We start from the raw sequence: 22,823 nt of genomic DNA, 5'->3' as shown, positions 1-22,823 counted from the left end.
CGGATCACCTGTCGTGATTGTGACAGCGCCCGATGCGGGGTCCGATAGCGTGGCCTGGTGAGCGTTGAGACGGCGATCGTGGCCGTGCACGGCATCGGAAACCAGCAGGGCGGGATGCTCCCCGACGAGGCGGCCACCGTGCTGGCGGAGCGGTGGAGCGGCAAGCTCGCCGCCGGCTACCGCGACGCGGGGCTCACCGGCGCACCGCCACGGATCGTCGCGGCCTACTACGCGCACCTCGTCGACGACATGGCTCAAGGGTCCACATCGGACGTCGACCGCCTCACGCCGGCCGAGAAGGAGTGGGCCTGGGCGTGGCTGCGTGAGCTGGGGGTGCCGGAACCGGTGGCGCAGGGCCCGCTCACCCGCCCGCTGCGGCAGGGCCTGGACTGGCTGGCCAGGCGCCGCGGCACGGGCGCGGAGGTGCTCGGCCGCATCATGGTGGCACTGCTCCGCGAGGTGTACGTGTACATGACCCGGCCCGCCGTCCGCGAGCGCTGCCAGGCGGTCGTCGTCGAGGCGCTGCGCACGAGCGGCGCGCGGGTCGTGGCCGCGCACTCGCTCGGCTCGGTCGTGGCGTACGAGGCGCTCTGCGCCAACCCCGACCTCGACGTCGACCTGCTGGTCACCCTCGGCTCGCCGCTCGGCCTGCCCGGCGCGGTGTTCGACGGCCTGATGCCGGAGCCGAGCGGCGGCAGGGCACACCGCCCGGCGGGCGTGCGGCGGTGGGTCAACCTCGCCGACCCCGGCGACCTCGTCGCCGTCCCCGCCCGCCTGGGCGACAAGTTTCCCGTCGACCAGCACGCCGAGGCGTACATCGGCGCGGGCGACTTCCACACCTTCGGCGGCTACCTGGCCAGCGGCCTCACCGCGGCGGCGCTGGCGCCGTACACGGACCCGCTGCCGCCACCTGTCGCCTCCGGCGCGTGAGGCCCGTGCTCAGGCCGCACCGAAGGTGGGGTCGTCGATGAGAAAGCGCCAGGTGCCGTCGGGCTGCCGGTGTGCCACCTCGCCGCTGACACCGGCCAGCTCACCACCCACCGCGCGGAAGCTCGCCGACATCAAGGCGTGGTCGCCGTGCACGACCACCTTGCGCGTCTCCCCCTCGATGCGGTCCACGGCGGCGAGCAGCCCCGACAGCATCGCGCCCAGCGACGCATGGTCGGCGTGCCGGGTGCCGTCCAGGCCGATGGTCACCGAGTCGGGCTCGTAGAGCGCGAGCAGCGCGTCCACATCCTTGCGGTTGACGCCGTCGACGAAGAGCTGGTGCAGGTCCTCGGGGCGTTGTGCGTTCGACATGGCGTGGACCGTAGGCCGGGCGTCGCGGCCCGCGACATCCCGCGCCGTGGGGATACCGTGGGCGCCGTGCGGGCGATCAAGGCGCAGGCGCGCGACCGCGTCCTGCGGGTCGCGCGGACGGCGCCCGACCTCACCTGGCTGCTGCGGCAGTCCGCGGCGGCGATCGGGCGGGCGGTCCCGGTGGAGGGCTGGTGCGGCTTCAGTCTCGACCCCGCGACGCTGACGAAGGCGACCGGCGTGCACGGTGCCCAGCTCGCGCCCGCGCTGCTCGGCCGGCTCTTCGAGCTGGAGTACGGCCGCGGCGACGCCAACCTCTTCGGCCCGCATCGCCGTCTCCATCGAGCGCAGCCGTCCGGAGGCGGTCGCCGCGCTCGCGCTGGACGCGTACGGGCTGTCGGCGCGCGAGCGGCAGATCGCGGCACTGCTCCTCGCGGGACTATCCACTCAGGACATAGCGGCCAGGCTGTACCTGTCGCCACACACCGTCCGCGACCATGTCAAGACGGTCTTCGCCAAGACCGGCGTGCGCAGCCGCCCCGCGCTGACCGCGGCGCTACGCCCGATCTAGCGACCTTTGTGTCGTGGTGGGTGGGGATCTCCGCGGCCTTCAGCAAATCCAACCCCAAAACGAGATGTGAGCTGCCGCGACGCCCGCGGTGGTCCGGACCGTTGCTCCCGCGGCCTCACCCTCCGCGGTCGCCCAGCTCACCCCGCTCCCGCAGATTCTTTTCCTACCCCGTGCTTCTGCAGCTCCTTCGAGGCGGGAGTGCACGAGTCCGCCCGCGGTTCGGCGCCGCCGTCGCGGTCGGTGACTGCCGATCAGTTGGGTCGGCGTGAGCTTCGAGATCTTGGTGAGTAAGCCCGCCATTTCGACGCTAACTTGCCAAGATCTGCCGGAGCGGGCTCCGGGGCTGAGCTGGCCGACCGCGGAGGGTGAGGCCAAGATCTCGGCTGCGTCGCCGCATGCGTCCAACGGATGGTCACTGACGGCAGTAAAGCACTCCCCGACGGCGCCGCGTCAGTCCGTGACTGTCGATCAGGAGCAGGCCCTTGGGGTTGAGCCTGGCGCCCGCGCAGGGCGAGGCCGCGGGAGCAACGGTCCGGAGCACGACGCACGTCGCGGCAGCTCACATCCCGTTCGGATTGAGGCTCCAAATAGGGCTCAACCTGACCGCGAGAGGTCTAGGCCCTGACGGCCGGTGCCTTCGGCTAGCACCGGGAGCAGGCGCCAGCCGGCCGGGTCGGTCGGGTCCGGGGGCGTGCCGTCGCAGATCACGTACCGCTGGGGTGTCATCGCGGTCAGGCGGTCGGACAGGGCGGCCAGGCAGCGCGCGTGGAGCTGTTCGGGGCTTGCCGGCTCGCCGCGCGAACCGTCCACGTAGGCCACCAGCGTGGTGTCGGGTCCGGCCGGCTCGGCGAAGACCTGGGCCACGCCCGCGCCCAGCGCGTCGTCGAGCAGGCGCCGCACCTCGTCCAGCTCGACCCAGCAGGAGTCGACAAACAGCCAGCCCGGCCCGCGGGCGATCGGCTCCAGGCCGGTGGCCGGGCCGACGGCCGCCGCGTCGAGGTCGGCGCCGGCCGCCGCGAGCAGCAGCCGCTCGACCGCGAGGAGGAGTGACTCCGCCTCGTTCCGGTCCGCCCGGCCGGTGTCGGAGCTCCAGCAGCTGAACAGCAGCGCGCCGTCGACCTGCCACAGGTCGAACCGGAGCAGCGTCGAGGTGGGCGGCGCCGGCGACCAGACGATCTGGCTGCCGGACGCGGCGGCGGCCAGCGCCTCGACCGGCTCGGGCGGCGCCTCGGGCGCGGACGAGTCGACGACGAGGTTATTGAACAGCGGCTCGAACCGCAGGCGCAGGCCCCGCTCCGCGGCCACCCGCCGGTGCAGCCGGATCGCGACGCCGGCGTCCCAGGCACCGTTGCGGCTGGCGCTCAGCATCGCGCCGAACGCCCGCCGCACCAGCTCGTCGAAGCCCGCGTCAGTGGTGTCGAGGCGGACCAGCACCGACTGTGCCAGCGTGCCGATGTACCGCTCGAGCCTCGACTCGAACCGGTTTCCGGACAGGATCGGGAAGCGGCATTCGCGGTAGCCGGTGCGCCGGGCGAGCACCGCGCACAGCGCGGCGAAGACGATCGTCGGCCGGCTCGCGCGGGTACGGGCGGCGATGTGGCGAAGGGCGGCGGCCCCGGCCGGCGATGTCAGCTGTGCGATCCCGCCGCCCGCCGCGGGTCCGGTGCGCGGCCGGGCGTACAGGCACTGTGGCACCTGCCGCAGGTGCCGCTCCCAGTGCCGGATCGCGGCCTCGGCGCGGCGCCGGGCGCGCGGGTCGGCCTCCGCCTCGGCCTGGGCGAGGGGCTGGTGGACCTCGGCCGGCTGGTGTCCCGGCTCGCGCAGCAGCGCGGTGAACTCCCGGCCCAGCAGCGTCATCGCCTGGAAGTCGACGGCGAGGTGGGAGAAGACCATGACCGCCGCGCGTACCAGCTCGCCCTGGACGGCGACCGCGACCCGCAGCGGAAGCGGCGCGTCCGGACCGATGCCGGCGGCGAGCCGGGCGAGCAGCGCATAGTCCAGCGCCGTCTGGTCGACCGGCCCGGTCTGCCGCTCGTCCAGCGACCAGACCTCGATCGGCAGCTCGCCGGAGCCGGTGACCCGCTGGGTAGGCACGTCGCCGCCGAGGAAGCGCGTGCGGAGCCCTTCGTGCCGCGTGACCAGTGCTCCGGCGGCGGCGGCCACCTCGGCCAGGGTGGTGCCCTCGGGCACGTCGAACCTCCACTTGAGAGTGGAGTAGCAGTGGTCCGGTGACTGGTCCAGCCACACCTTGATGTTGAGCTGGCCGAGCGTGTACGGCCCTTCCGCGTCGGACCCGCCCGCGAACGCGACCGGTACCGCCGGTAGCGGCGTCAGGCTTACCGTGCCCGCGTCATCGATCTGGATCACCACAGCGCACCGTCCTCGACCGAGCCCGCAGGCTACGACACCAGCTTATACTTTTACGAGCATCTATATTTATGGAGGATTACATGGTCCGTGCCAGCCTGACGCTCGTTCTCGCGGCGGCCTTCGCCGTCACCGGTGGCCTTGTCGCACCCGCCGGTGCGGCCGTCGCCGCACCGCCACCGGCCGCGGCCGCCGCCGCGCTGACCCCGCTGCCGGCGCCCGGACAGCCGGCCGTCTCCGAGCTGACACCGACCAGCGCCCGGCTCACCTGGACCCGCCCGGCCGGACCGGTCTTCCGCTACTCGATGAAGCAGCTCGTCAACGGCGAATGGCAGGGCTACGCGTCGATGCCGAGCACCACGTTCGTCGTCGGCGGGCTGGTGCCCGGCGGTACCTACACGTTCGCGGTCTACGCCGCGCCGCTGGCGTTCTCCGGCTACACGGTCAGCGACCTGTCGCCGCCGGTCACGTTCACCACGCCGCTCAGCTGAGGTCATCTCACGGTCCGCCGACGGTGAGCAGCTCGGCCACGCTGACCGGTGGGTGTTCGGCCACGGCCTCGACCGTGACCCGCCACGAGCCGGGCCGCGACTCGAACGACGTGCGGTAGCCGCCGGCGCCGTCGGGAAGCAGCTCGGCCTGCGCGAGCACCTCACCGGTCACCGGGTCCTCCAGCCGGGCCTCGAGCAGCAGGTCCTCACGGTCGGCGTCGACCCGTACCGGTATCGGGTCGCCGGCCGCGAGGATGTCCGGCAGGTCGAGCCCCAGCTCGCACGGCGGGGCCAGCACGCCGCCGAGGTCGAGCGGCTCGATCTTGTCCAGGACGAGGTCGAGGACGTCCTCGGCGGCGCAGATGCCGCCGTGCCGCACGGCGTGGGCGATGGCCCCCTCGGTGGTGGTCCACTCTGGAGGGACGGCGCTGAAGAGCGGCACCGTCCCGTCACCGCGGTGGTCGCGGCCGCGCTGGCTGCGGGCGTACCGCCGCGGCCCGCCACCGGCCGCCACGCTCTGCCAGGTCGCCTGCCGCTTGCCGACGAAGGCGTGCACCGGGTAGGGCGGAGTGCCGTTGCGCGCCACGGCGTCGGCGATCTCGGCGTGGAAGGCCGCGCCGGCGGTCACCATCGCGGTGGTCAGGTCGGCCAGCCCCGCGTCACCGAGGGTCCGCGGCTCGCCGTCGCCGGCCACGCAGCGGTACGTCGGCAGCAGCTCGTGGAGGGCCGGAAAGGACCGGGCCGCCTCGGTCACCGCGCCGTCCCAGCCGAACGGGCGGCGCAGCGCACCGAACGCGTCGCCGGTCAACGCGCGGATCGCGTTCACCGAGCCGCGGTACGGCGTGCCGAGCGTGATGAGCCGGCGCGTGTGCTCCCGGCCGCCGAGCACCTCGATGTAGTAGCGGGCCACGAGGCCCCCATCGAGTGGCAGACGAACACGACCTTGGCTTCGGGCTGTGCGGTGTCGCGCCGCCACTCGTGCAGCCACTGCTCCACCCGGGTCGCGAGCAGCCGCGCGGTGTGCCGGTTGGACAGGCGCCAGTCGTACCCGAAGGCGCGCACGGCGCCGGCGGCGAGCGCGTCGAGCCGGGCGAGCAGGTCGCGGTAGCCCGGTCCACCGGCGATGGCGGGCCACAGGTGCCAGCCTCGGATCAGCCCGCCGACCTCCATCGCCGCGTGCGTGGGCGCCGGTCCGCCGCCGACGTCGTCGGGCAGCCGCAGCGCGCCGACCGTCCGGGTGAACGCGGCAAGCCCGCGGCCCACCGCGGACAGCGACAGGTCCCACAGGTCGCGGCCGTCGCGGCGCAGGACGGACCCGGTGATGCCCGGTATGACGACGACCAGGTCGCGCATCGGCTCACGCCCCTCCGGCGTCGCGGACCGGCTCGATCCTGGTGAACTCGCTCATGTGCAGCCCGTCGTCCCCGCCGGTGGCCAGCAGCGGCCGGCCGTCCACCTCGGCGAGGAACACCGCGGTCACCGGTCCGGCGTGGTCGGCCATCAGGCCCAGGGCCTGGCCGTCGCGGGCGTCCCACAACCGGACGGTACGGTCGGTGCCGCCGGACACGACGACCGGACGGCCGCAGACGACGCCGAGCGCCACGCCCGTCACCGCACCGGCGTGTCCCTTCAGTACCGCCGTCTCCTGGTTTCTGGCCAGGTCCCACAGCCGGACCGTCTGGTCGTCGCCGGCGCTGGCCACGACCGGCCGGCCGTCGAGGTGGGCGAAGGCGACGCCGTTGACCGCCTCGGCGTGTCCCTCCAAAGTGGACGAGCGGAACGTCTTCAGGTCGGTGACGACCACCGCCCCCTGCGCGGCGGCACCGACGAGCACCTGCCGGCCGTCGACCGAGCCGAGCGCGAGCGGCCCGCGGGAGCCGGCACCCTCCAGGCTCCGCACCAGCCGGCCGCTACCCGGGTCCCACACGGACACCCCGCCGTAGCCGGCCGCGGTGAACACCGCGGACTCGCCGCCCACGTCGCCGACCAGGACACCCTCGGCGTCCGCCGCGCGCGCGGCCGGCCCCCGCAGGTCGAGCCGGTGCAGTTGATCGCCGGTGACCGCGTCCCAGAGCACCACGACGCCGCCCTCACCGCCGCTGGCGACGATCGGGCGGTGACCGTTGACGGTGCCCATCGCGACCGTGTTGACGACCCGGCCGTGCCCGTCCAGCACCCGCAGCTGGCGGCCGGACCGGGCGTCGCGCAGACGCACCATGCCGTCGCTGGCCGCCACGGCGATCAGCGGGTACCCGTGCACCGTGCCGGCGGCCAGGGCCTTGACCAGGCCCACCTCCCGGTTGGGTTCGGCGATGCCGCCCATGGTGGCGTCCCAGAGCCGGGCCAGCCAGTCCCCGTCGCCGCTGGCCAGGACCGAGGCGCCGGCGACCGTGCCCCAGGCCAGGGATGTCACGGACCCGGCACGCCCGTAGCCCGACACCACCGCCTCCGGGCCCGGGTCGGGGTCGGCCGCCCGCGAGACACCGGAACCGATCGCCGGTACAAGCTTTTCGGACTCGGCGCTGAGGTCCGTGACGTGCAGCGGCGCGGTCCGGGTCAGCGTCTGCACGGCGGTGCCGTCGCGCGGGTCCCACAGCCGGATGGCGCCGTCGTCCCCGCCGGTCGCGAGCAGCGTACGGCCGTGCACGGTGCCGAACGCCAGCGTGTTCACCGAGCCGGTGTGCCCGGTGAAGCTCGTGCGGTGCTCGCCGGTGGCCACGTCCCACAGCCGGACCGTGCCGAACGCGCTGGCGGTGGCGAGCACGTCGCGGTCGTCGAGGTGGTCCAGCGCGGCCGCGTAGATCCAGCCCATGCCGCGGAACTCGCGCAGCTGCCGCCACTGTCGCAGGTCCCAGATCCGGGCGCGGCCGTCGTCGCCGCCGCTGACCATGATCTGCCGGGTGCCGTCGACGCCGAAGGCCAGCGTCCGCACCGGCACGTGGTGGCCGCGCAGCTCGCCCGCGCTCTGGCCGGTGTCCGGGTCCCAGAGGCGGATCGTACCGTCCTCGCCGGCCGCGGCGAGCAGCGCGCCCTGCGCCGTCTCGGCGATGGCGACCGCGTAGACCGGGCCGTCGCCGGTGTACAGCGAGCGGATCAGCCGGCCGTCGGCGGGGTCCCACAGGTCGACGTGCCCGTCCTGGGCGCCGGTGGCCAGCATCCGGCGCAGCCCGCTGCGGTCGAAGGCGAGGGCGAAGATCGTGCCCCGGTGTGCGGAGAACCGCGCCCACTGCTCGCCGGTGGCCGGGTTCCACAGCCGCACCACCCCGTCGCCGGTGCCGGTCGCCAGCAGCATCGTCCGGCCGGCCTGGCCGAACGCCACCGAGGTCACCGGGCTGGCGTGGCTGGGCAGCCGGCGGTGGAAGGCGGCCCGCTGGCCGGCGCTCCACACCCCGCGCCAGGCCAGCTCCGGCTCGGTGTGCAGCAGCGGCAGCGCCTCCGGCTCGTCCCGCAGGGCAACACCTTGGAAGATCGCCGCGCGCCGGCTCGGGTCCGCGCCGGCCAGGCCGTCGACGCAGCGCAGGTACATCCGCACGAGCGGGTCGAGGTTGAGGTTGGCCGCCAGCAGCGCGCGCTGCAGCCGCTGCGGCTCGGCGTACAGCAGGTAGCGCGAGTCTTCGACAAGCTCGCGCAGGCGCCGCGCCTCGGCCGCGTGGGTGGCCAGGTGGCGCAGGGTGTACGGGTTGGCGACGTTCCAGTACCGGCTCGCGTCCCGGGGCACCTGGCGCAGCAGGCCGTCGGTGATGCGGTCGTGCGCCTGCTGCGCGGGCGGCCCGGTGCGCCGGAAGTAGTCGGCGAACGCCTGGTGGTACAGGCGGTACACGGTCTGACCGTCCTCACCGGACTCGATCAGGTACGCGCCGGCGGCGGCGACCACCCAGCTCAGGTCGGCCTCGTCCAGGGGCGGCGCCGCCTCCTGCCGCAGCGCGCCGGCCAGTGCCAGCCACACGTCGCGGCTGGGCAGGCCGGCTCCCTCGGCGAAGGCCAGCGGCAGCAGCAGGTCCCGCAGCCGCTGCTCGTCCCGGCCGTAGCGGGCGAGGTCGGCGGCGAACGCGGCGCTCAGTCCACCTTCGACAAGGCCCCAGTCGCCGGGCCGGGCGGTGCGCAGGTCGACCGGCTCGTCCCGCTGGGCGAGCTCCCGGACCAGCAGCCGGGCGACGAGGAACACCCGGTCGCTGCGCCCGGCGATCTCGCGGGCGGCCGCGGCGGCCAGTGCCGGCTCCCGGGTGTACGGCGAGCCCGGTGTCCCGGCCAGGCGGCGGCGCACGTACTCCTCGATGTCGCGGCCGGCGTCCTGCTCCCGGTTGAGCCACACGACGTCCCGCGGGCCGACCCCGAGAGCCTGCAGCAGCGGCCCGGGTGTGGCACCGCCGCCGTCCTCGCGGGCGGCACGGTCCGGCCGCGTGCCGACCAGCACCTTCACCGAGGGCAGCTCGGCCAGCGGCCGCAGCAGGTCGGTCGCGATCGTGGTGACGTCGGCGGGCTGCGCCTCGTCGAGCGCGTCGACGAGCAGCGTCACCGGCCGTCGGAGGCTTGCCACCTGGCGGACGAAGTCGGCGGCACTGCGCCACCCGGCCGCCGGCGCCGGCAGCTGGAGGGCCTCGGCCAGCTCGGCCACGCACTCGGCCAGCGTCAGGTTTTTCGCGTGCACGCCGGCGTCGAGGGAGCCGGGCGGCGGCACGGTCGCGGCCGGTACGTCGCGCAGGCCGCCGGCGCGCTCGACCTGCTCGCGGTACTCCCGCACGGACAGCACGGCGAGCCGTCCCAGCAGGGCCGACTTTCCGCAGCCGGGCGGGCCGGTGACCACCACCATGCCGGCGCGCTCGCCGGCGAGCCACCCGACGAGCTGGCGCAGCAGCCGCTCCCGGCCGGTGAAGAACCACCCCTGGTCGTCCACCGTGTCGATGCCGCGGAACTTGAGCATGAAGTGCTCGGCCACCGCGCTGGGCAGCAGCGCGCCGCGGCGCTGCTTCTCCGCCACGCCGATGTCCGGCACCAGCGTCACGTGCCGCGGGTTGGGGAAGAAACGGCCCACGCCGCCGGTCGCGTCGTGGTCGGGTACCTGGGTCCGGTTGGCTCCGGTGTCCAGCTTCAGCCGCACCCGGACGGCCTGGAAGACCTCCGCGGGCGTCAGGTACTGGTCCCGCTCGGTCCACGGCAGGTACGACGGGTCGGCGGGCGGCCCTTCGCGCAGCACGTGCACCAGCGCCCGGCTGAACGCACCCTCCTGCGCGAACTGGCGCCGGCCGGCCGACGAGATCACCGTCAGGCCGGGCTTGAAGCCGCCGGCGTAACCCCGGCTCTCGCTCTTGGCGCGGAACTTCGCCACGATCTCCGCCGCGCCGCCGCCCGCACCGCAGGCGTCGACGATCAGCACGATCTCCTGCGCGTCCTTGCCGGCCAGCAGGTCGCCGAGGCTGCCGGCCGGTATCGAGTCGTGGCTCTCCGGCTGCCGCGCGGTGGGCGTCTCCCGGCTGCACAGGAACAGGTCCGTGCCGACCGCCTTGCCGTGCCCGGCCCAGTACACGATCAGCCGCCGCACGGCGGGCCGCCACTGGCCGACGGCCGCCAGCACCGAGAAGGCCTTGCCGTCGCCGGTGAGCACCTCGCGGTCGGCCACGTCGAAGCCCATCTCGGCGAGCACCGCCAGCGCCGTGCCCACCTCGGACTCCAGGCGGTCGAGCCGGGTCAGGTGGTCGTACTCGGTGAGCAGCACCACCCCGACCTGTCCCCAGGCTTCCTCGCCGGCCGCCATGCCGCCCTGCCACCTCCGACGCAGCCCGAGCTGATGTTCGCTCACAGTATGGCGACGCCGGCCGGTCACCCCAGGCCCCGCCGATGTCGCCTTTCCGACGATCACTTGCGCGCCCGCCGTAAGGCTTTCGAAATATCGTCCGGCCGGTGGCGGACTAGCCTGAGAGCGATGGCACAGCGGGTACTGGTGGTCGACGACGACGCCACGGTCAGCGACGTCGTGTGCCGGTACCTGCGGCGGGCCGGCTACGAGGTCAGCCTTGCCGCGGACGGGCCGGCCGCGCTGGCCGCCGTCGCCCGTGAGGCACCCGACCTCGTGGTGCTCGACCTGATGCTGCCGGGCATCGACGGGCTCGAAGTGTGCCGCCGGCTGCGCACCCGCCCGGACGGCGTACCGATCGTGATGCTCACCGCGCTGGGCGAGGAGGCCGACCGGGTGCTCGGCCTGCAGCTCGGCGCCGACGACTACGTCACGAAGCCGTTCTCCCCGCGCGAGCTCGTGCTGCGGGTCCAGTCGGTGCTGCGCCGGGCCGGTGCCGTCGCCACCGCACCGGACGGGCCGCTGTCGGACGGCGAGCTGGTGGTCGACGAGGTACGCCGCGTCGCGTGCCTGCGCGGCGCCGAGCTCACCTTGACGGTGCGCGAGTTCGACCTGCTGGCCTACCTGATGCGCCACCCGGGAAAGGCGTTCCGCCGGGCCGACCTGCTGGAACGGGTGTGGGGCTGGACCTTCGGCGACCAGTCCACGGTGACCGTCCACGTCCGGCGGCTGCGGGAGAAGGTCGAGGACGATCCGGCGGCGCCGCGGCGGATCGTCACGGTCTGGGGTGTCGGCTACCGGTACGAGCCGGGGGGCTGACATGCGCGACCTGTTGTTGATCTTCGGTGCGGCGCTGGCCGGCGCGCTCGCGGTCGGCGGTCTCGGCGCGGCCGCGCTCCGGCTCCTGGGCGGCCGCTCGATCATGGCGCACATCTGGGTGCTGATCGCGGTGACCGTGGGCAGCGTGACCGCCGGCGTCGTGGTCATCGCGCGGGCCATGTTCCTGTCCCCCACGACCTGCGGGTGGTGCTGGTGACCGTCGCCGCCGGTACCGCGGTCAGCCTCGCGGTGGGCTGGCTGTTCGGCCGCCGGCTCGCCGCCGCCGCGGTGTGGGCCGCGCAGGCCCGCGAGCGTGAGCGGACGTTGGAGAAGGGCCGCCGTGACCTCGTCGCGTGGGTCTCGCACGACCTGCGCACCCCGCTCACCGGGCTGCGCGCGATGGCCGAGGCGCTGGAGGACAAGGTGGTGCACGACCCGGCCACGGTGGCCGAGTACCACCGGCGAATCCGGGTGGAGTCCGACCGGATGGCCCGGCTCGTCGACGACCTGTTCGAGCTGTCCCGGATCAACGCCGGCGCCCTGCGGCTCTCGCCGTCCACCGTGCCGCTCGGCGACGTGGTCTCCGACGCTGTCGCGGCCACCGCGCCGATCGCCGACACCCGCCGGATCCGGGTGGTGGCGGCGGAGTCCACCTGGCCCGCGGTACGGGCCAGCGAGCCGGAGCTGACCCGCGTCGTGGCCAACCTGCTGCTCAACGCCGTGCGGTACACCCCGGAGGACGGCACGGTCTGGGTCAGCGGCGGCAACGACCGCGACGGTGCGTGGCTCGCCGTCGCCGACACCTGCGGCGGCATTCCCGAGGCCGACCTGCCCCGGGTCTTCGACGTCGCGTTCCGGGGCGAGCGGGCCCGCACCCCGGGCGGCGCCGACGGCGCGGTCGGCGGGCTCGGGCTGGCGATCGTGCGAGGGCTGGTCGAGGCGCACGGCGGCCGGGTCGACGCGCACAACATCCCCAACGGCTGCCGCTTCGTGGTCCACCTCCCCGCCGTGCCGTAGCCGCTGTCAAACGTGACCGTCGGCCCGGGCGTGCCGGTCCCGGTCCCGGTCCATCGTGGACCCCGACCGGCCGGCTGGCTACGCGCGGTCTTCGAGGTAGGTGTCGCGCAGCGCGCGGAGTGCCCCGGTCGACTCCAGCAGCGACACGCCGCCGCCGGCGACCGCGATGCCCATGGTGGCGGCGACCAGGCCGACGGCGTACTGGTGCGCGTCGAACGCCAGCAGCCCCAGCACCGCCACCGACACTCCACACACGACGAACATCGCGCCGGCGAGGTTGTCCTGGCGCGTGGTCACCGTGGAGGTCAGCCCGAAGACCGCCGCCGCGACTATCCAGGACACGCTGGCCGCCAGGACCAGGACGGCGGCCGGTACGTGGCCGTTTCCGGCCAGCTGTCCCCCGCCGGCCAGGCCGATGATCCCCAGCGCGGCGGCCCGGCCCCACGACTGGCCGAACTCCCTCAGCTTCGCCGTGCTGAAGCCGCCCCGGCGGGTGAACAGCTCGCGGCGCAGCGCCAGCATGGTCAGCCCCATGACGATCGGGCCGCCGCCGGCCACGACGACCAGCGGCCACGGGTTGGTCCCCGGATCCCGCACGGTGCCGCTGATCACGTAGATGCCGGCCGTGATCAGGCCGACCGCCGCCAGCGTGGTCAGCGCCGCCGCCCGTTCGGCCGTCAGCAGCGTCGCGCAGGCGATCAGCACGACCGCCGCGACGGCCATCGGCCCGTTCCACGACTGTGGCGTCGTCACGGCCAGCACGATCACGCCGAGGCCCACGCACAGCAGGATGTTCGGCAGCATCCGGACCAGCTTGGTGTCCTTGTTGAGCCGGTCGAAGCCGCCGAACACCACCGCCGCCACGAGGATCACCACGATCCGTGCCGGCTTCGGCAGCGGGTCGGTGAGCTCGGTCAGCGCGAGCGTGTACGCGACCGGCCGCACGGACCGCCCCAGCTCCGACCGCCACCGGGGCACACCCGGGGTGTCCGGCGCGGCGGGCTCGGGCTGCTCGGCTGGGGGCATGCCGCCATGCTCGCGCACCCGGTCCACCCTGGCCAGACCGGAACTGGTGGACGACCGGGATGTGGCCGTACAGCCACGCCGATCACCGCCGGCCCGGGGCTAGTCTGGCCGGAGTGAACGGCGGCATTGTGGAGTTCGACTACCTGGACAGCGCCCGTCTGGCCGATCCGGCCAGGCTCGCCGCCGTGCGGCGGTACGGGCTGCTCGACCGGCCGATCCTCGCGGAGTACCAGCGGATCGCGCTGGTGGCGGCCACCGCGCTGGACACCCCGATGGCGACCGTGACGCTGGTGGAGCACGACCGGGTCTGGCTGGCCGCCTGTGAGGGGATCGAGGACGTCCGGCAGATCGGCGTCGAGCCGGGCCTGTGCGCCACGGTGATCTCGATGCCGGGCGACGAGGTGTACGTGGTGACCGATGCCGCGCAGGACCCGCGCACCCACCGGCATCCGCTCGTGACCGGGCCGCTCGGGCTCCGCTTCTACGCCGCCGCGGCGATCCGCACGTGGGACGGCTACAAGATCGGCACTGTCAACGCGATGGACCGGCGCCCGCGCCGTCCCATGCCGCGCCAGCTACGGGCCCTGGAGCACCTGGCCGCGATCGTGGCCGACGAGATGGAGCTGCGGCTGCTGACGATCCGGACCCACGCTCAGCCGACCGGCTGACGTCCGGCAGTGTCGCCTCGACCAGCCAGCCGCCGCGCGGAGTGGGTCCGGCGAGCAGTTGGCCGCCGAGGGCCTGTACCCGTTCACGCAGCCCGACGAGCCCTCGGCCGGTGCCGGACAGTCCGGGCGGGTCCTGGACCGACGGGTCGTTTTCGACTCCCACGGTCAGGCCACGGCCCGAGCCGCTGACCACCACCCGTACCGGCGCGCCAGGAGCGTGGCGCAGCGCGTTGGTCAGGCTCTCCTGCACGACCCGGAAGGCGACGTGCGCGGCCGGCGCGGCCACGCCGTCGCGGTCGCCCTCGAAGCGGCACGACACGTCCAGCCCGCCGCGGGAGGCCCGGGTGACCACCTCCTCGATCAGCGACAGGTCCGGCGCCGCGACGTCCGTCCCGCCGAGCAGCTCGACGAGCCGCCTCAGATCCTGCTGGCCCTGCCGCGCCGACTCCGCGATCGCGGTGAACGCCTGCCTGGCTCGCTCCGGGTCACCGTCGACGAGCCGCTGGCCCGCCGCGGCCTGGATGACCATGACGCTGATCGCGTGCCCGACGATGTCGTGCAGCTCGGCGGCGATCCGGGCCCGCTCGTGGCGCACCGACAGGTCGGCGAACAGCTCCCGCTCCTCCTCCAGCTCCCGCCCGCGCTGCGCCAGCTCGTCGGCCGCCTCCCGGCGCAGCCGGAAGACCGTGCCGGCGAGAAACCCGGGGACCGTGAGCATGACCAGCGCGACCTCGCTCTCGTCGCCGACGACGACCGCGAAGACGGTCACGTACCCGATCAGGCAGGCCGCGACCACCCACGTGGCGCGGCCGGACCAGCCCAGCGCGGCCACCGTGGCGAGGAACGCCATGATCCCGAGCGCGGTGTCCGGAAGCCAGCCGTGGTCGCCGAGCAGCGCGCCCGCCAGCCAGAGCGCACCGCCGACCACCGTGACCGCGCGCGGATGGCTGCGCCACCAGACGAGGCTGAGCCCGGCCGCCAGGAGCACGGCGGTGAAGAGGTTTCCCGCGACTGTGGCCGGCCAGCCGTGCAGCGCCGTGGGCAGCGCGGTGGCCGCGAGCACCACCGCCCCGATCCCCACCTGCTCCAGCCGGCGCATCCCCATCTCGGTCAGCCCAGCAGGGGCAGTTGGGCGACGGCGCCGGCCCGGCCGCGGGTGACCTTGACGTCGACCGAGCCCCCCAGCAGCTTGGCCCGCTCGCGGGCCCGCGCGGCGGCCGCCTTGACGTCGGCGCCCCTGTCCACCGGACCGGCCACGCGGATCTCGAGCGCGTCGTCCTCGAAGCGCACCGCGACGTCGATCGGCGAGTCGGGCCGGTCGGCGAGCGCGGTGATGAGGTGCTCGACGATGCGGTACGCCGACAGCTCCACAGTGGCCGGCAGCGATCTCGGGTTGCCGGCGACGGTCAGCCGCGAGTCCGTGGCACGGCGCCGCGAGAGCAGGGCGTCGAGGTGGGCGACCGTCGGCGTGGGCGCGAGCGCCACGTCTCCGCCCCGCAGCAGCCCGACGATCTCGCGCATGTCGTCGAGTGTCTGCCGGCTGCCGGACTCGATGGACTCCAGCAGCGCCTTCGCCTGTACCGGCGTGAGGCCGTCCGCGGACTCGGCGGCGGCGGTCAGCTGCTCGAGCCGGTCCTGGAGCAGGCCGTCGAGCTGCCGCGACAGGCGTGCCCGGTCGCCGGCCACCATGAGCGCGGCCCGCTCGTCGCGCAGCCGCCGCAGCTCGGCGTCGCGGACGCTGAGCTCCTGGTTCAACATCGTGCGGTGGCGGGCGGCCCGGCCGACCCCGAAGACGATCAGCGTGATCGGCACGGCGATGCCCAGCGCGCTCCAGCCGGTCGTCGCGTCGTACACGAGGACGGCCGCGCTCAGCAGGGCCGCCAGCGCGCAGGCGAGCCACGCCTTGGCGCGCTCGTAGGTGAGCGCGCCGAGGAACGCGAGTGCGAACACGAGCGGAAGCCCGGCGCCGCACCGCGTCACCCAGCCGAAGAGCGCGTCGTGCAGCGCCATGACCGCGATGGCGACGCAGGTGACGGCGATGACGCTGCGCCGCCACCAGAGCACCGGGACGGTGGCGGCGAGGAACACCGGGATCATCCACGGGGACTGGGAGCTCACCGTGTGCACCATCGATCCGTCGGCGACGGCCTTGTCGATGTCGGCGCTGGACACGCTCACGTCGGCCACCATCAGCACGGCGCCCAGCGCGGTGAGGACTCCCGCGAAGACCCAGTCGCGGACCTTGATCCCTCGGAAGACCTCACTCATCGCCGGACTCCTTCGCGTGGCAACCCGGTCACACGGCCGCGGGGTGGGCGGCCGGCGTGAGCGCCGCGGGCTGCTTCTTGCTGACCCGATTCTGGACGACGAGGCCGGCTCCGTAGAAGAGCGCGGCGAGCGGGATCGCCAGCGGGAGTGCCCCGGCGACCGTGTCGATCGACGCGTCCCGGACGAGCATCACGAGCTGCATGGCGCCGATACCGGCGAGGCCGGCCACGTGCTGCTTCCAGCCGCGGGCGAACCGGGCCACCGAGTACGCCAGGGCGAACGACAGCGGCAGCACGACACCGCAGCGGGTGACCCAGCCGAACGCGAGCACGTGAGCGGCCGTCGCGGCGGCGCTCACGCCGATGACCGCGAGGACGTGGCGGCGGCGCCACAGGACCGGCAGCGTCACGAGGACGAAGGCCGGCAGCGCCGCCCACGACGAGGATGACGGGGGATGCGGCAGGTCCGTGCCGTCCCAGGCGATGTACCCGTACATGAGAAGGGCGCCGGCGGCGGTCAGAAGCCCGGCCAGCACGTAGTCGATGGGCCGGATTCCCTTGAGAGTCGCGTTCATGGTCTTTTGCCTTTCGCTGCGGGTTCGTTCAGGTGCCACGACGGTAGGAAAAAGGCGATGTGGCCCTCGTCTGGCGCAAGGACGATGTTCGGGGCCCGCGTCCTCCGCAGGGATGACCCGGTGACGAGACGCGGCCGGGCACAATCGCGGACATGCCCGAGAAGATCCGCGTGCTCATCGCCGACGACCAGACGCTCGTGCGCACCGGCTTCCGGGTCATCCTGGAGGCCGAGGGCGACATCGAGGTGGTCGCCGAGGCGGACACCGGCACCGAGGCGATCCGCCAGGCCCAGCTTGTCGAGCCCGACGTGATCATGATGGACATCCGGATGCCCCAGCTCGACGGCCTGGCCGCCACCGAGGAGATCCTGCGGCATCCGGACCCGCCCACGATCGTGGTGCTCACGACCTTTGACCAGAACGAGTACATCTACCGCGCCCTCCGCGCCGGCGCGGCCGGCTTCCTGCTCAAGGACGCGCCGTCGACCCGGCTCATCGCCGCGGTCCGCGCCGCGGCGACCGGTGACTCCCTCATCGAGCCGTCGATCACCCAGCGGCTGGTGGAGCGCTTCGCCGAGCCGGCACCGACCGGCGGGACGCCGCCGCAGCTCGCGCCGCTGACCGAACGCGAGCTCGACGTGCTCCGCCTCATCGCCCGCGGGCTCTCCAACGCCGAGATCGCGGCCGAGCTGGTGGTGGCGGAGACTACCGTGAAGACCCATGTCGCCCGGATCCTCACCAAGCTCGGCATCCGCGACCGCGTGCAGGCGGTGGTGGTCGCCTACGAAACCGGGTTCGTGACCCGCGGCCGATGACGCCCTGATCGTCCGGCCCGCGGAACTTTACGACTCGCAACGACGGCCATCAATGGCCGGATTTCCGACGCTTGCTGGGCGCTGACCCGCGATGGAACAAACGAGACATGAGATCTCGCAACCCACGCAGAGCAACCACCCTCGCCGCGTTGATCGTGGCGGCCCAGCTGGCCGCTCCGGGCACGGCGCCGGCACAGGCGGCACCGGCGCCGGCTGGGACGCCGGACGCGGCGCCGACCGAGGCCACCCAACGTGACATCGAAGGATATGCGCGGACGTACGGCGTGAGCGAGCGGGAGGCGCTGCGCCGGCTCCGGATCCAGGAAGCCGCCGGCACGCTGAACGCGCGCCTGACCGATGCCGAGGCCGCCACGTTCGCCGGCCTCTACATCGAACACACCCCGGCGGTACGGGTGGTCGTGCGCTTCACCCGCGACGCGGAGCAGACCCTCGCCCGCCATGTGCGGGGCGGCGTCCTGGCGGGTGTGGCGCGGGCGCGGGCGGCCGACACCCCGCTCGCGCAGCTCGTCGCGGAGCAGAAGGTGGCGTACGAGAGCGTGCGCGCCGCCGGTACCCCGGTCTCGGGTTCGATCAACCTCCGGGACAACCGCGTCGAGATCTACGTCAAGGCCGAGGACCACGCCCGTGCGACCGGCGCGGTGGGCGCGGCCACCCGCATGAGCCCGGCCTCCGGGCGGGTGGACGTGGTCACCGTCGCCGACCTGCCGGCCCAGGAGGCGAACGTCCACGGTGGACTGGAGATCGTCGGCGGCGGCGCGATCAGCACCACCGGTTTCACCGTGCGCCGCGACTCCGACGGGCGGATGGGCGTGACCGCGGCCGGCCACGCGCCGAACTCGGGGTCGGTGCAGACCTCGTCGGGCAACGTCGCCACCACGTTCGAGGCCGAGCGGGCGCCGTCAGGCCCGTACGACATCCAGTGGCACAGCGCCGTCGGCCGCACCCTCACGAACGTCATCCGGGACAACTTCAGCGGGGCCACCCGGCCGATCACGGGCATCCGGCTGCGCGCGGCGCAGGCGGTGGGCAGCTCGGTCTGCAAGTTCGGCCGGACGACCGGCTACACCTGCGGCACGATCAACACCACGAGCCCGCCTCCGGCGTTTCCTTCCACAACGACTGCGACTACGGCGCGCTGTGGCGGACGCTCGACGTGGGCAGCTACATCGTGCACTCGGCCGACAACCTGATCTCCTCGCGCCGGGTTCCCGCCGGCTACCGCGCGATCCTGTTCGACGCGAACAACCACACCGGCCCATCGATCACAAAGACGGCCGACGATGCCTTCCTGGTCGACGACGGCTGGAACGATCGCGTCAGCTCCACCCGGATCGAGCGTGTCTGACGGCACTTTTCGAGCATTCAATCAAAGTTGCAGATATATCGACGGAACATCTGGACACGGCGACAGAAGTCTCTTAGCGTGTCGGACACGACTGTTGGCCATTCGGCGATGCCCACGTCGTTCGCAATGAAGGATCCCCGTTTCCCTCCGGCGGGTGACGGCGGCATCGCCATGACAACGTTGTCCCACGTGGACGCCGTCTTCCGCTGGCCTTGCCGCCGTCGCCGCCCCCTCCCGCTCAAGGAGAAGCGATGGGCAGTTGGCAGCGATGGCGGCAGGTCCGCCGTCCGAGCAGGTTGGCGCTGGTGGCCCTGGCCGCCGCGCTGACGGTCACCGCCGCCCCGACGGCGACGGCGCAGGCCGCTCCCCCACCACAGGAACCAGGCGTGACCCTGCGGGTCTTCGACCTGCAGACCCCGCTCAACGAGCTGTGCGTCCTCAAGTCAGGACAGACGCCCAACGTGGACAAGCTGATGCCCACGGTCAACTGGTCGGCAGTCAGTGACTTCGGCTTCGACAATTTCTTCCTCGCCCACGTCCTCGGCAACGTCAACATCAGCACGGCCGGCAGCTACACCTTCCGGCTGACCAGCGACGACGGCTCGCGGCTGCTGATCGACGACACCCTGGTCATCAACCACGACGGCCTGCACGGCGCCACCCCGATGGAGGGCACGATCAACCTCACCGCCGGGTACCACTCCCTGCGGATCGAGCACTTCGAGCGCGACGGCGGGCAGCAGCTCACGCTCGACTGGCGGCCTCCGGGCGCGTCCGCGTTCACCCTCGTGCCCAACTCGGTGCTCAGCACCGACGCCGGCGTCGTGCGGGTGACCGCGCCGGGCCGCAAGGAGTGCGAGGGCGCCGGCGACTCCCCCGGCGACGGCCTGCAGCTGACCGGCGTCCACCCCGGGTACACGCTGACCAACCTGCGGCCCGGCACCTTCCAGCCGAAGGTCACCGGCATGGACTGGCTGCCGGACGGCCGCCTGGTGATCAGCACCTGGGGCGGCAGCGACGACTCCGGTACGTCGCAGGCGGGCGAGGTGTGGATCCTCGGCAACACCGGCGGCAGCACCAGTCCCGGCAACGTGACGACAAAGCGGATAGGCAGCGCGCTCAAGGAGCCCATGGGGCTGAAGATCGTCGACGGCACCGTGTACGTCGCCGAGAAGCAGCGGCTGACAGCGCTCGTCGACACAAACGGCGACGAGGTCGCCGACCGGTACGACACGGTCGCCACCTGGCCCTACGGCGGTACCTTCCACGAGTTCGCGTTCGGCCTGCTGTACCGGGACGGGTACTTCTACGTGAACCTCTCCGTGGGCATCGACTACGGCGGCGCGACCACCAACCCCCAGCCCGCGCCGAACCGCGGCACCACCATCCGGATCCAGCGCTCCAACGGCGCGGTGACCTACATGGCCGGTGGCCTGCGCACCCCGCACGGCATCGGCTGGGGTCCGGAAAACGGCATCTTCGTCACCGACAACCAGGGCGGCTGGCTGCCCTCGTCCAAACTGCTGCACATCAAGCAGGACCGGTTCTTCAACCACTACATGAACCCGGCCGGCCCGTTCGACGCCAACCCGGCGACCCCGCCGGTGCTGTGGATGCCGCAGAACGAGATCGCCAACTCGCCCAGCACGCCGCTGCTGCTGCCCTCGGGCACGTTCGCCGGCCAGTTCGTGATCGGCGACGTCACGTACGGCGGCCTGCAGCGGGCGTTCCTGGAGAAGGTCAACGGCGAGTACCAGGGCGCCCTGTTCCGGATGACCCAGGGCCTGGAGGCCGGCGTCTCCGAGGTCAACCTCGGCCCGGACGGCGCGATCTACGTCGGTGGGCTCGGCGCGGGCGGCAACTGGGGCCAGACCGGCAAGCTGACGTACGGGCTGCAGAAGCTGACCCCCAACGGCAGCAACCCGTTCGACATGCTGGCGATGCGGGCGCTGCCGGGCGGCTTCGAGATCGAGTACACCCAGCCGCTGTCGACCGCCACCGCCACCGCGCTTGCCACCAAGTACCGGGTCAAGCAGTGGCGCTACGTGCCGACCGCGGCCTACGGCGGCCCGAAGGTCGACGAGGAGACCCTCGCGGTCAGCTCGGCGACGCTGTCGGCGGACGGCAAGAAGGTCACCCTGGCGATCAACGGCCTCAAGGCCGGCCGGGTCGTGCACATCCGCTCGCCCAAGCCGTTCGCCGCCACCAACGGCCAGTCACTGTGGAGCACCGAGGTCTGGTACACGCTCAACGCGATCCCGGGCCAGCAGGCGGCCACCAACCTGGCGCTGGGCAAGCCGGCCACCGCGGACAGCTCCTGCGCCACCACCGAGGGCCCGGCGAAGGCGGTCAACGGCACCGTCACCGGCGGCAACCTCGACAAGTGGTGCTCGCAGGGCACCAACAAGTGGCTGCAGGTGGACCTCGGCTCGACGCAGACGGTGAGCCAGTTCGTCGTCAAGCACGCCGGCGCCGGCGGCGAGAACACCGCCTGGAACACCCGCGACTTCACCATCCAGGTCAGCACCAACGGCACCGCCTGGACGACCGTCGCGACCGTCACCGGCAACACGGCAAGCACCACCACACACAACATCACCGCAACCCAGGCACGGTACATACGGCTCAACATCACCGCACCGACAAGCACCACCGACACCGCCGCCCGCATCTACGAGTTCGAGGCGTACGGCGGTGCCGCGCCGCCAACGACAAACCTGGCGCTGGGCAAGCCGGCGACCGCGGACAGCTCCTGCGGCGCGGCCGAGGGCCCGGCCCAGGCGGTCAACGGCAGCACCACCGGCGGCAACACCGACAAGTGGTGCTCGGCGGGGACGACCAAGTGGCTGCAGGTCGACCTCGGCTCGACGCAGACGGTGAGCCAGTTCGTCGTCAAGCACGCCGGCGCCGGCGGCGAGAACACCGCCTGGAACACCCGCGACTTCACCATCCAGGTCAGCACCAACGGCACCGCCTGGACGACCGTCGCGACCGTCACCGGCAACACGGCAAGCACCACCACACACAGCATCACCGCAACCCAGGCACGGTACATACGCCTCAACATCACCGCACCGACAAGCACCACCGACACCGCCGCACGCATCTACGAGTTCGAGGCGTACGGCACCGCCACGAACCCCGGACGCGTGGTGTTGTTCGACGGGACCAACATGAACAACTTCGTGGGCAGCAACGGCGGCGCGGTGACCTGGCCGCTGGGCAACGGAGGAGTCGAGGTGCTCGGCGGCGACATCCGCAGCCGGCAGGCCTTCGGCGACTTCCGGCTGCACATCGAGTTCTGGCTGCCCAACCTGCCCTCGGACGTCACCGGGCAGGCGCGGGCGAACAGCGGGATCTACCTGCAGGACCGCTATGAGCTGCAGGTGCTGGACTCGTTCGGCGACACCACGCTGGCCAACGACGAGTGCGGCTCCATCTACGGCAAGATCGCGCCGTTGGTCAACGCCGCCACCGCACCGCAGACGTGGCAGACGTACGACGTCACGTTCCGCGCCGCCCGCTTCAACGCCTCCGGCGCCAAGACGGAAAACGCCCGCGTCACCGTCGTGTGGAACGGCGTGACCGTCCACAACAACGTCCAGATCGACGGGCCCACCGGCAACGGCGCGGCGGAAGGGCCTTCCGTGGGCCCGATCCGGCTGCAGGACCACGGCGATCCGGGCGCGAACCTGTTCTACCGCAACATCTGGGTGGAGCCGATGAGCTGACGCGGCGGGAGGCGGCGTGCCCG

The 22,823-nt window shown here is 73.0% G+C and carries 17 protein-coding genes and 2 pseudogenes; 10 read left to right on the top strand and 9 right to left on the bottom strand.

The window, feature by feature from the left end:
- Positions 1-57: 57 nt before the first annotated feature.
- Positions 58-930: a hypothetical protein gene (locus Phou_RS30990; RefSeq protein WP_218579279.1), complete on the top strand. Its 873-nt coding sequence runs from the start codon at positions 58-60 to the stop codon at positions 928-930.
- A gap of 9 nt (positions 931-939) precedes the next feature.
- On the opposite strand, the gene Phou_RS30985 is transcribed toward Phou_RS30990, so the two are convergent.
- Positions 940-1,299, bottom strand: coding sequence for a YybH family protein (locus Phou_RS30985; protein WP_173062496.1), 360 nt, complete (start codon positions 1,297-1,299; stop codon positions 940-942).
- Positions 1,300-1,543: 244 nt separating this feature from the next.
- Here Phou_RS30985 and Phou_RS30980 point away from each other — a divergent pair, with 244 nt between their 5' ends.
- Complete coding sequence (locus tag Phou_RS30980) at positions 1,544-1,867, top strand: response regulator transcription factor (RefSeq protein ID WP_173062494.1); 324 nt, start codon at positions 1,544-1,546, stop codon at positions 1,865-1,867.
- A gap of 594 nt (positions 1,868-2,461) precedes the next feature.
- On the opposite strand, the gene Phou_RS30975 is transcribed toward Phou_RS30980, so the two are convergent.
- Positions 2,462-4,234 (bottom strand): condensation domain-containing protein, encoded by a 1,773-nt coding sequence (locus tag Phou_RS30975; protein ID WP_173062492.1) that lies wholly within the window; start codon positions 4,232-4,234, stop codon positions 2,462-2,464.
- A gap of 83 nt (positions 4,235-4,317) precedes the next feature.
- Between Phou_RS30975 and Phou_RS30970 the strand changes: the two genes are divergently transcribed.
- The gene (locus Phou_RS30970; RefSeq protein ID WP_173062490.1) at positions 4,318-4,725 is read left to right on the top strand and encodes a fibronectin type III domain-containing protein; all 408 of its coding nucleotides are present in this window, start codon (positions 4,318-4,320) and stop codon (positions 4,723-4,725) included.
- Positions 4,726-4,732: 7 nt separating this feature from the next.
- Here Phou_RS30970 and Phou_RS30965 read toward each other — a convergent pair whose 3' ends face one another.
- Genes Phou_RS30965 through Phou_RS30955 form a run of 3 tightly spaced genes read right to left on the bottom strand, consistent with a single transcriptional unit; the run spans position 4,733 to position 10,477 of the window.
- Positions 4,733-5,635 carry a lipase family protein gene (locus Phou_RS30965; RefSeq protein WP_173062487.1) on the bottom strand — a complete coding sequence of 301 codons (903 nt, stop codon included), beginning with the start codon at positions 5,633-5,635 and terminating at the stop codon, positions 4,733-4,735.
- Positions 5,548-6,078, bottom strand: coding sequence for a lipase family protein (locus tag Phou_RS30960; RefSeq protein WP_173062484.1), 531 nt, complete (start codon positions 6,076-6,078; stop codon positions 5,548-5,550). The genes Phou_RS30965 and Phou_RS30960 overlap by 88 nt, the downstream gene beginning before the upstream one ends.
- Before the next feature lie 4 nt (positions 6,079-6,082).
- On the bottom strand, positions 6,083-10,477 hold the full coding sequence (locus Phou_RS30955) for an AAA family ATPase (RefSeq protein ID WP_173062481.1): 4,395 nt from the start codon (positions 10,475-10,477) through the stop codon (positions 6,083-6,085).
- 168 nt (positions 10,478-10,645) lie between these two features.
- Here Phou_RS30955 and Phou_RS30950 point away from each other — a divergent pair, with 168 nt between their 5' ends.
- Positions 10,646-11,335, top strand: a complete 690-nt coding sequence (locus Phou_RS30950; protein ID WP_173062478.1) for a response regulator transcription factor — start codon at positions 10,646-10,648, stop codon at positions 11,333-11,335.
- Between the two features lies 1 nt (position 11,336).
- Positions 11,337-12,352: pseudogene (locus tag Phou_RS30945) on the top strand (sensor histidine kinase).
- 78 nt (positions 12,353-12,430) lie between these two features.
- Here Phou_RS30945 and Phou_RS30940 read toward each other — a convergent pair.
- Positions 12,431-13,396: a hypothetical protein gene (locus Phou_RS30940; RefSeq protein ID WP_173062475.1), complete on the bottom strand. Its 966-nt coding sequence runs from the start codon at positions 13,394-13,396 to the stop codon at positions 12,431-12,433.
- A gap of 95 nt (positions 13,397-13,491) precedes the next feature.
- On the opposite strand from Phou_RS30940, the gene Phou_RS30935 reads away from it, so the two are divergent.
- A complete protein-coding gene (locus tag Phou_RS30935) occupies positions 13,492-14,046 on the top strand; it encodes a GAF domain-containing protein (RefSeq protein ID WP_173062472.1) in 555 nt (184 codons plus the stop codon).
- A gap of 409 nt (positions 14,047-14,455) precedes the next feature.
- Here Phou_RS30935 and Phou_RS54615 read toward each other — a convergent pair.
- From Phou_RS54615 to Phou_RS30925, 3 genes and pseudogenes are all read right to left on the bottom strand, one after another.
- Positions 14,456-14,764: pseudogene (locus Phou_RS54615) on the bottom strand (histidine kinase dimerization/phosphoacceptor domain-containing protein); the annotation flags it as partial.
- 392 nt (positions 14,765-15,156) lie between these two features.
- Positions 15,157-16,314 (bottom strand): sensor histidine kinase, encoded by a 1,158-nt coding sequence (locus Phou_RS30930; RefSeq protein WP_173062469.1) that lies wholly within the window; start codon positions 16,312-16,314, stop codon positions 15,157-15,159.
- A 28-nt stretch (positions 16,315-16,342) separates the two neighbouring features.
- On the bottom strand, positions 16,343-16,888 hold the full coding sequence (locus Phou_RS30925) for a hypothetical protein (protein WP_173062466.1): 546 nt from the start codon (positions 16,886-16,888) through the stop codon (positions 16,343-16,345).
- 152 nt (positions 16,889-17,040) lie between these two features.
- On the opposite strand from Phou_RS30925, the gene Phou_RS30920 reads away from it, so the two are divergent.
- From Phou_RS30920 to Phou_RS30905, 4 genes are all read left to right on the top strand, one after another.
- Positions 17,041-17,703 carry a response regulator gene (locus Phou_RS30920; protein WP_173062463.1) on the top strand — a complete coding sequence of 221 codons (663 nt, stop codon included), beginning with the start codon at positions 17,041-17,043 and terminating at the stop codon, positions 17,701-17,703.
- A gap of 107 nt (positions 17,704-17,810) precedes the next feature.
- Positions 17,811-18,914 (top strand): chymotrypsin family serine protease, encoded by a 1,104-nt coding sequence (locus tag Phou_RS30915; protein ID WP_173062460.1) that lies wholly within the window; start codon positions 17,811-17,813, stop codon positions 18,912-18,914.
- Complete coding sequence (locus tag Phou_RS30910; protein WP_173062457.1) at positions 18,878-19,069, top strand: hypothetical protein; 192 nt, start codon at positions 18,878-18,880, stop codon at positions 19,067-19,069. The genes Phou_RS30915 and Phou_RS30910 overlap by 37 nt, the downstream gene beginning before the upstream one ends.
- 251 nt (positions 19,070-19,320) lie before the next feature.
- Positions 19,321-22,800 (top strand): discoidin domain-containing protein, encoded by a 3,480-nt coding sequence (locus Phou_RS30905; RefSeq protein WP_173062453.1) that lies wholly within the window; start codon positions 19,321-19,323, stop codon positions 22,798-22,800.
- Positions 22,801-22,823 lie beyond the last annotated feature (23 nt).

Origin of the sequence: Phytohabitans houttuyneae, from assembly GCF_011764425.1 — a bacterium.
GTDB classification, from domain to species: Bacteria; Actinomycetota; Actinomycetes; order Mycobacteriales; family Micromonosporaceae; genus Phytohabitans; species Phytohabitans houttuyneae.
This window is presented reverse-complemented; position numbering and strand designations above follow the sequence as displayed.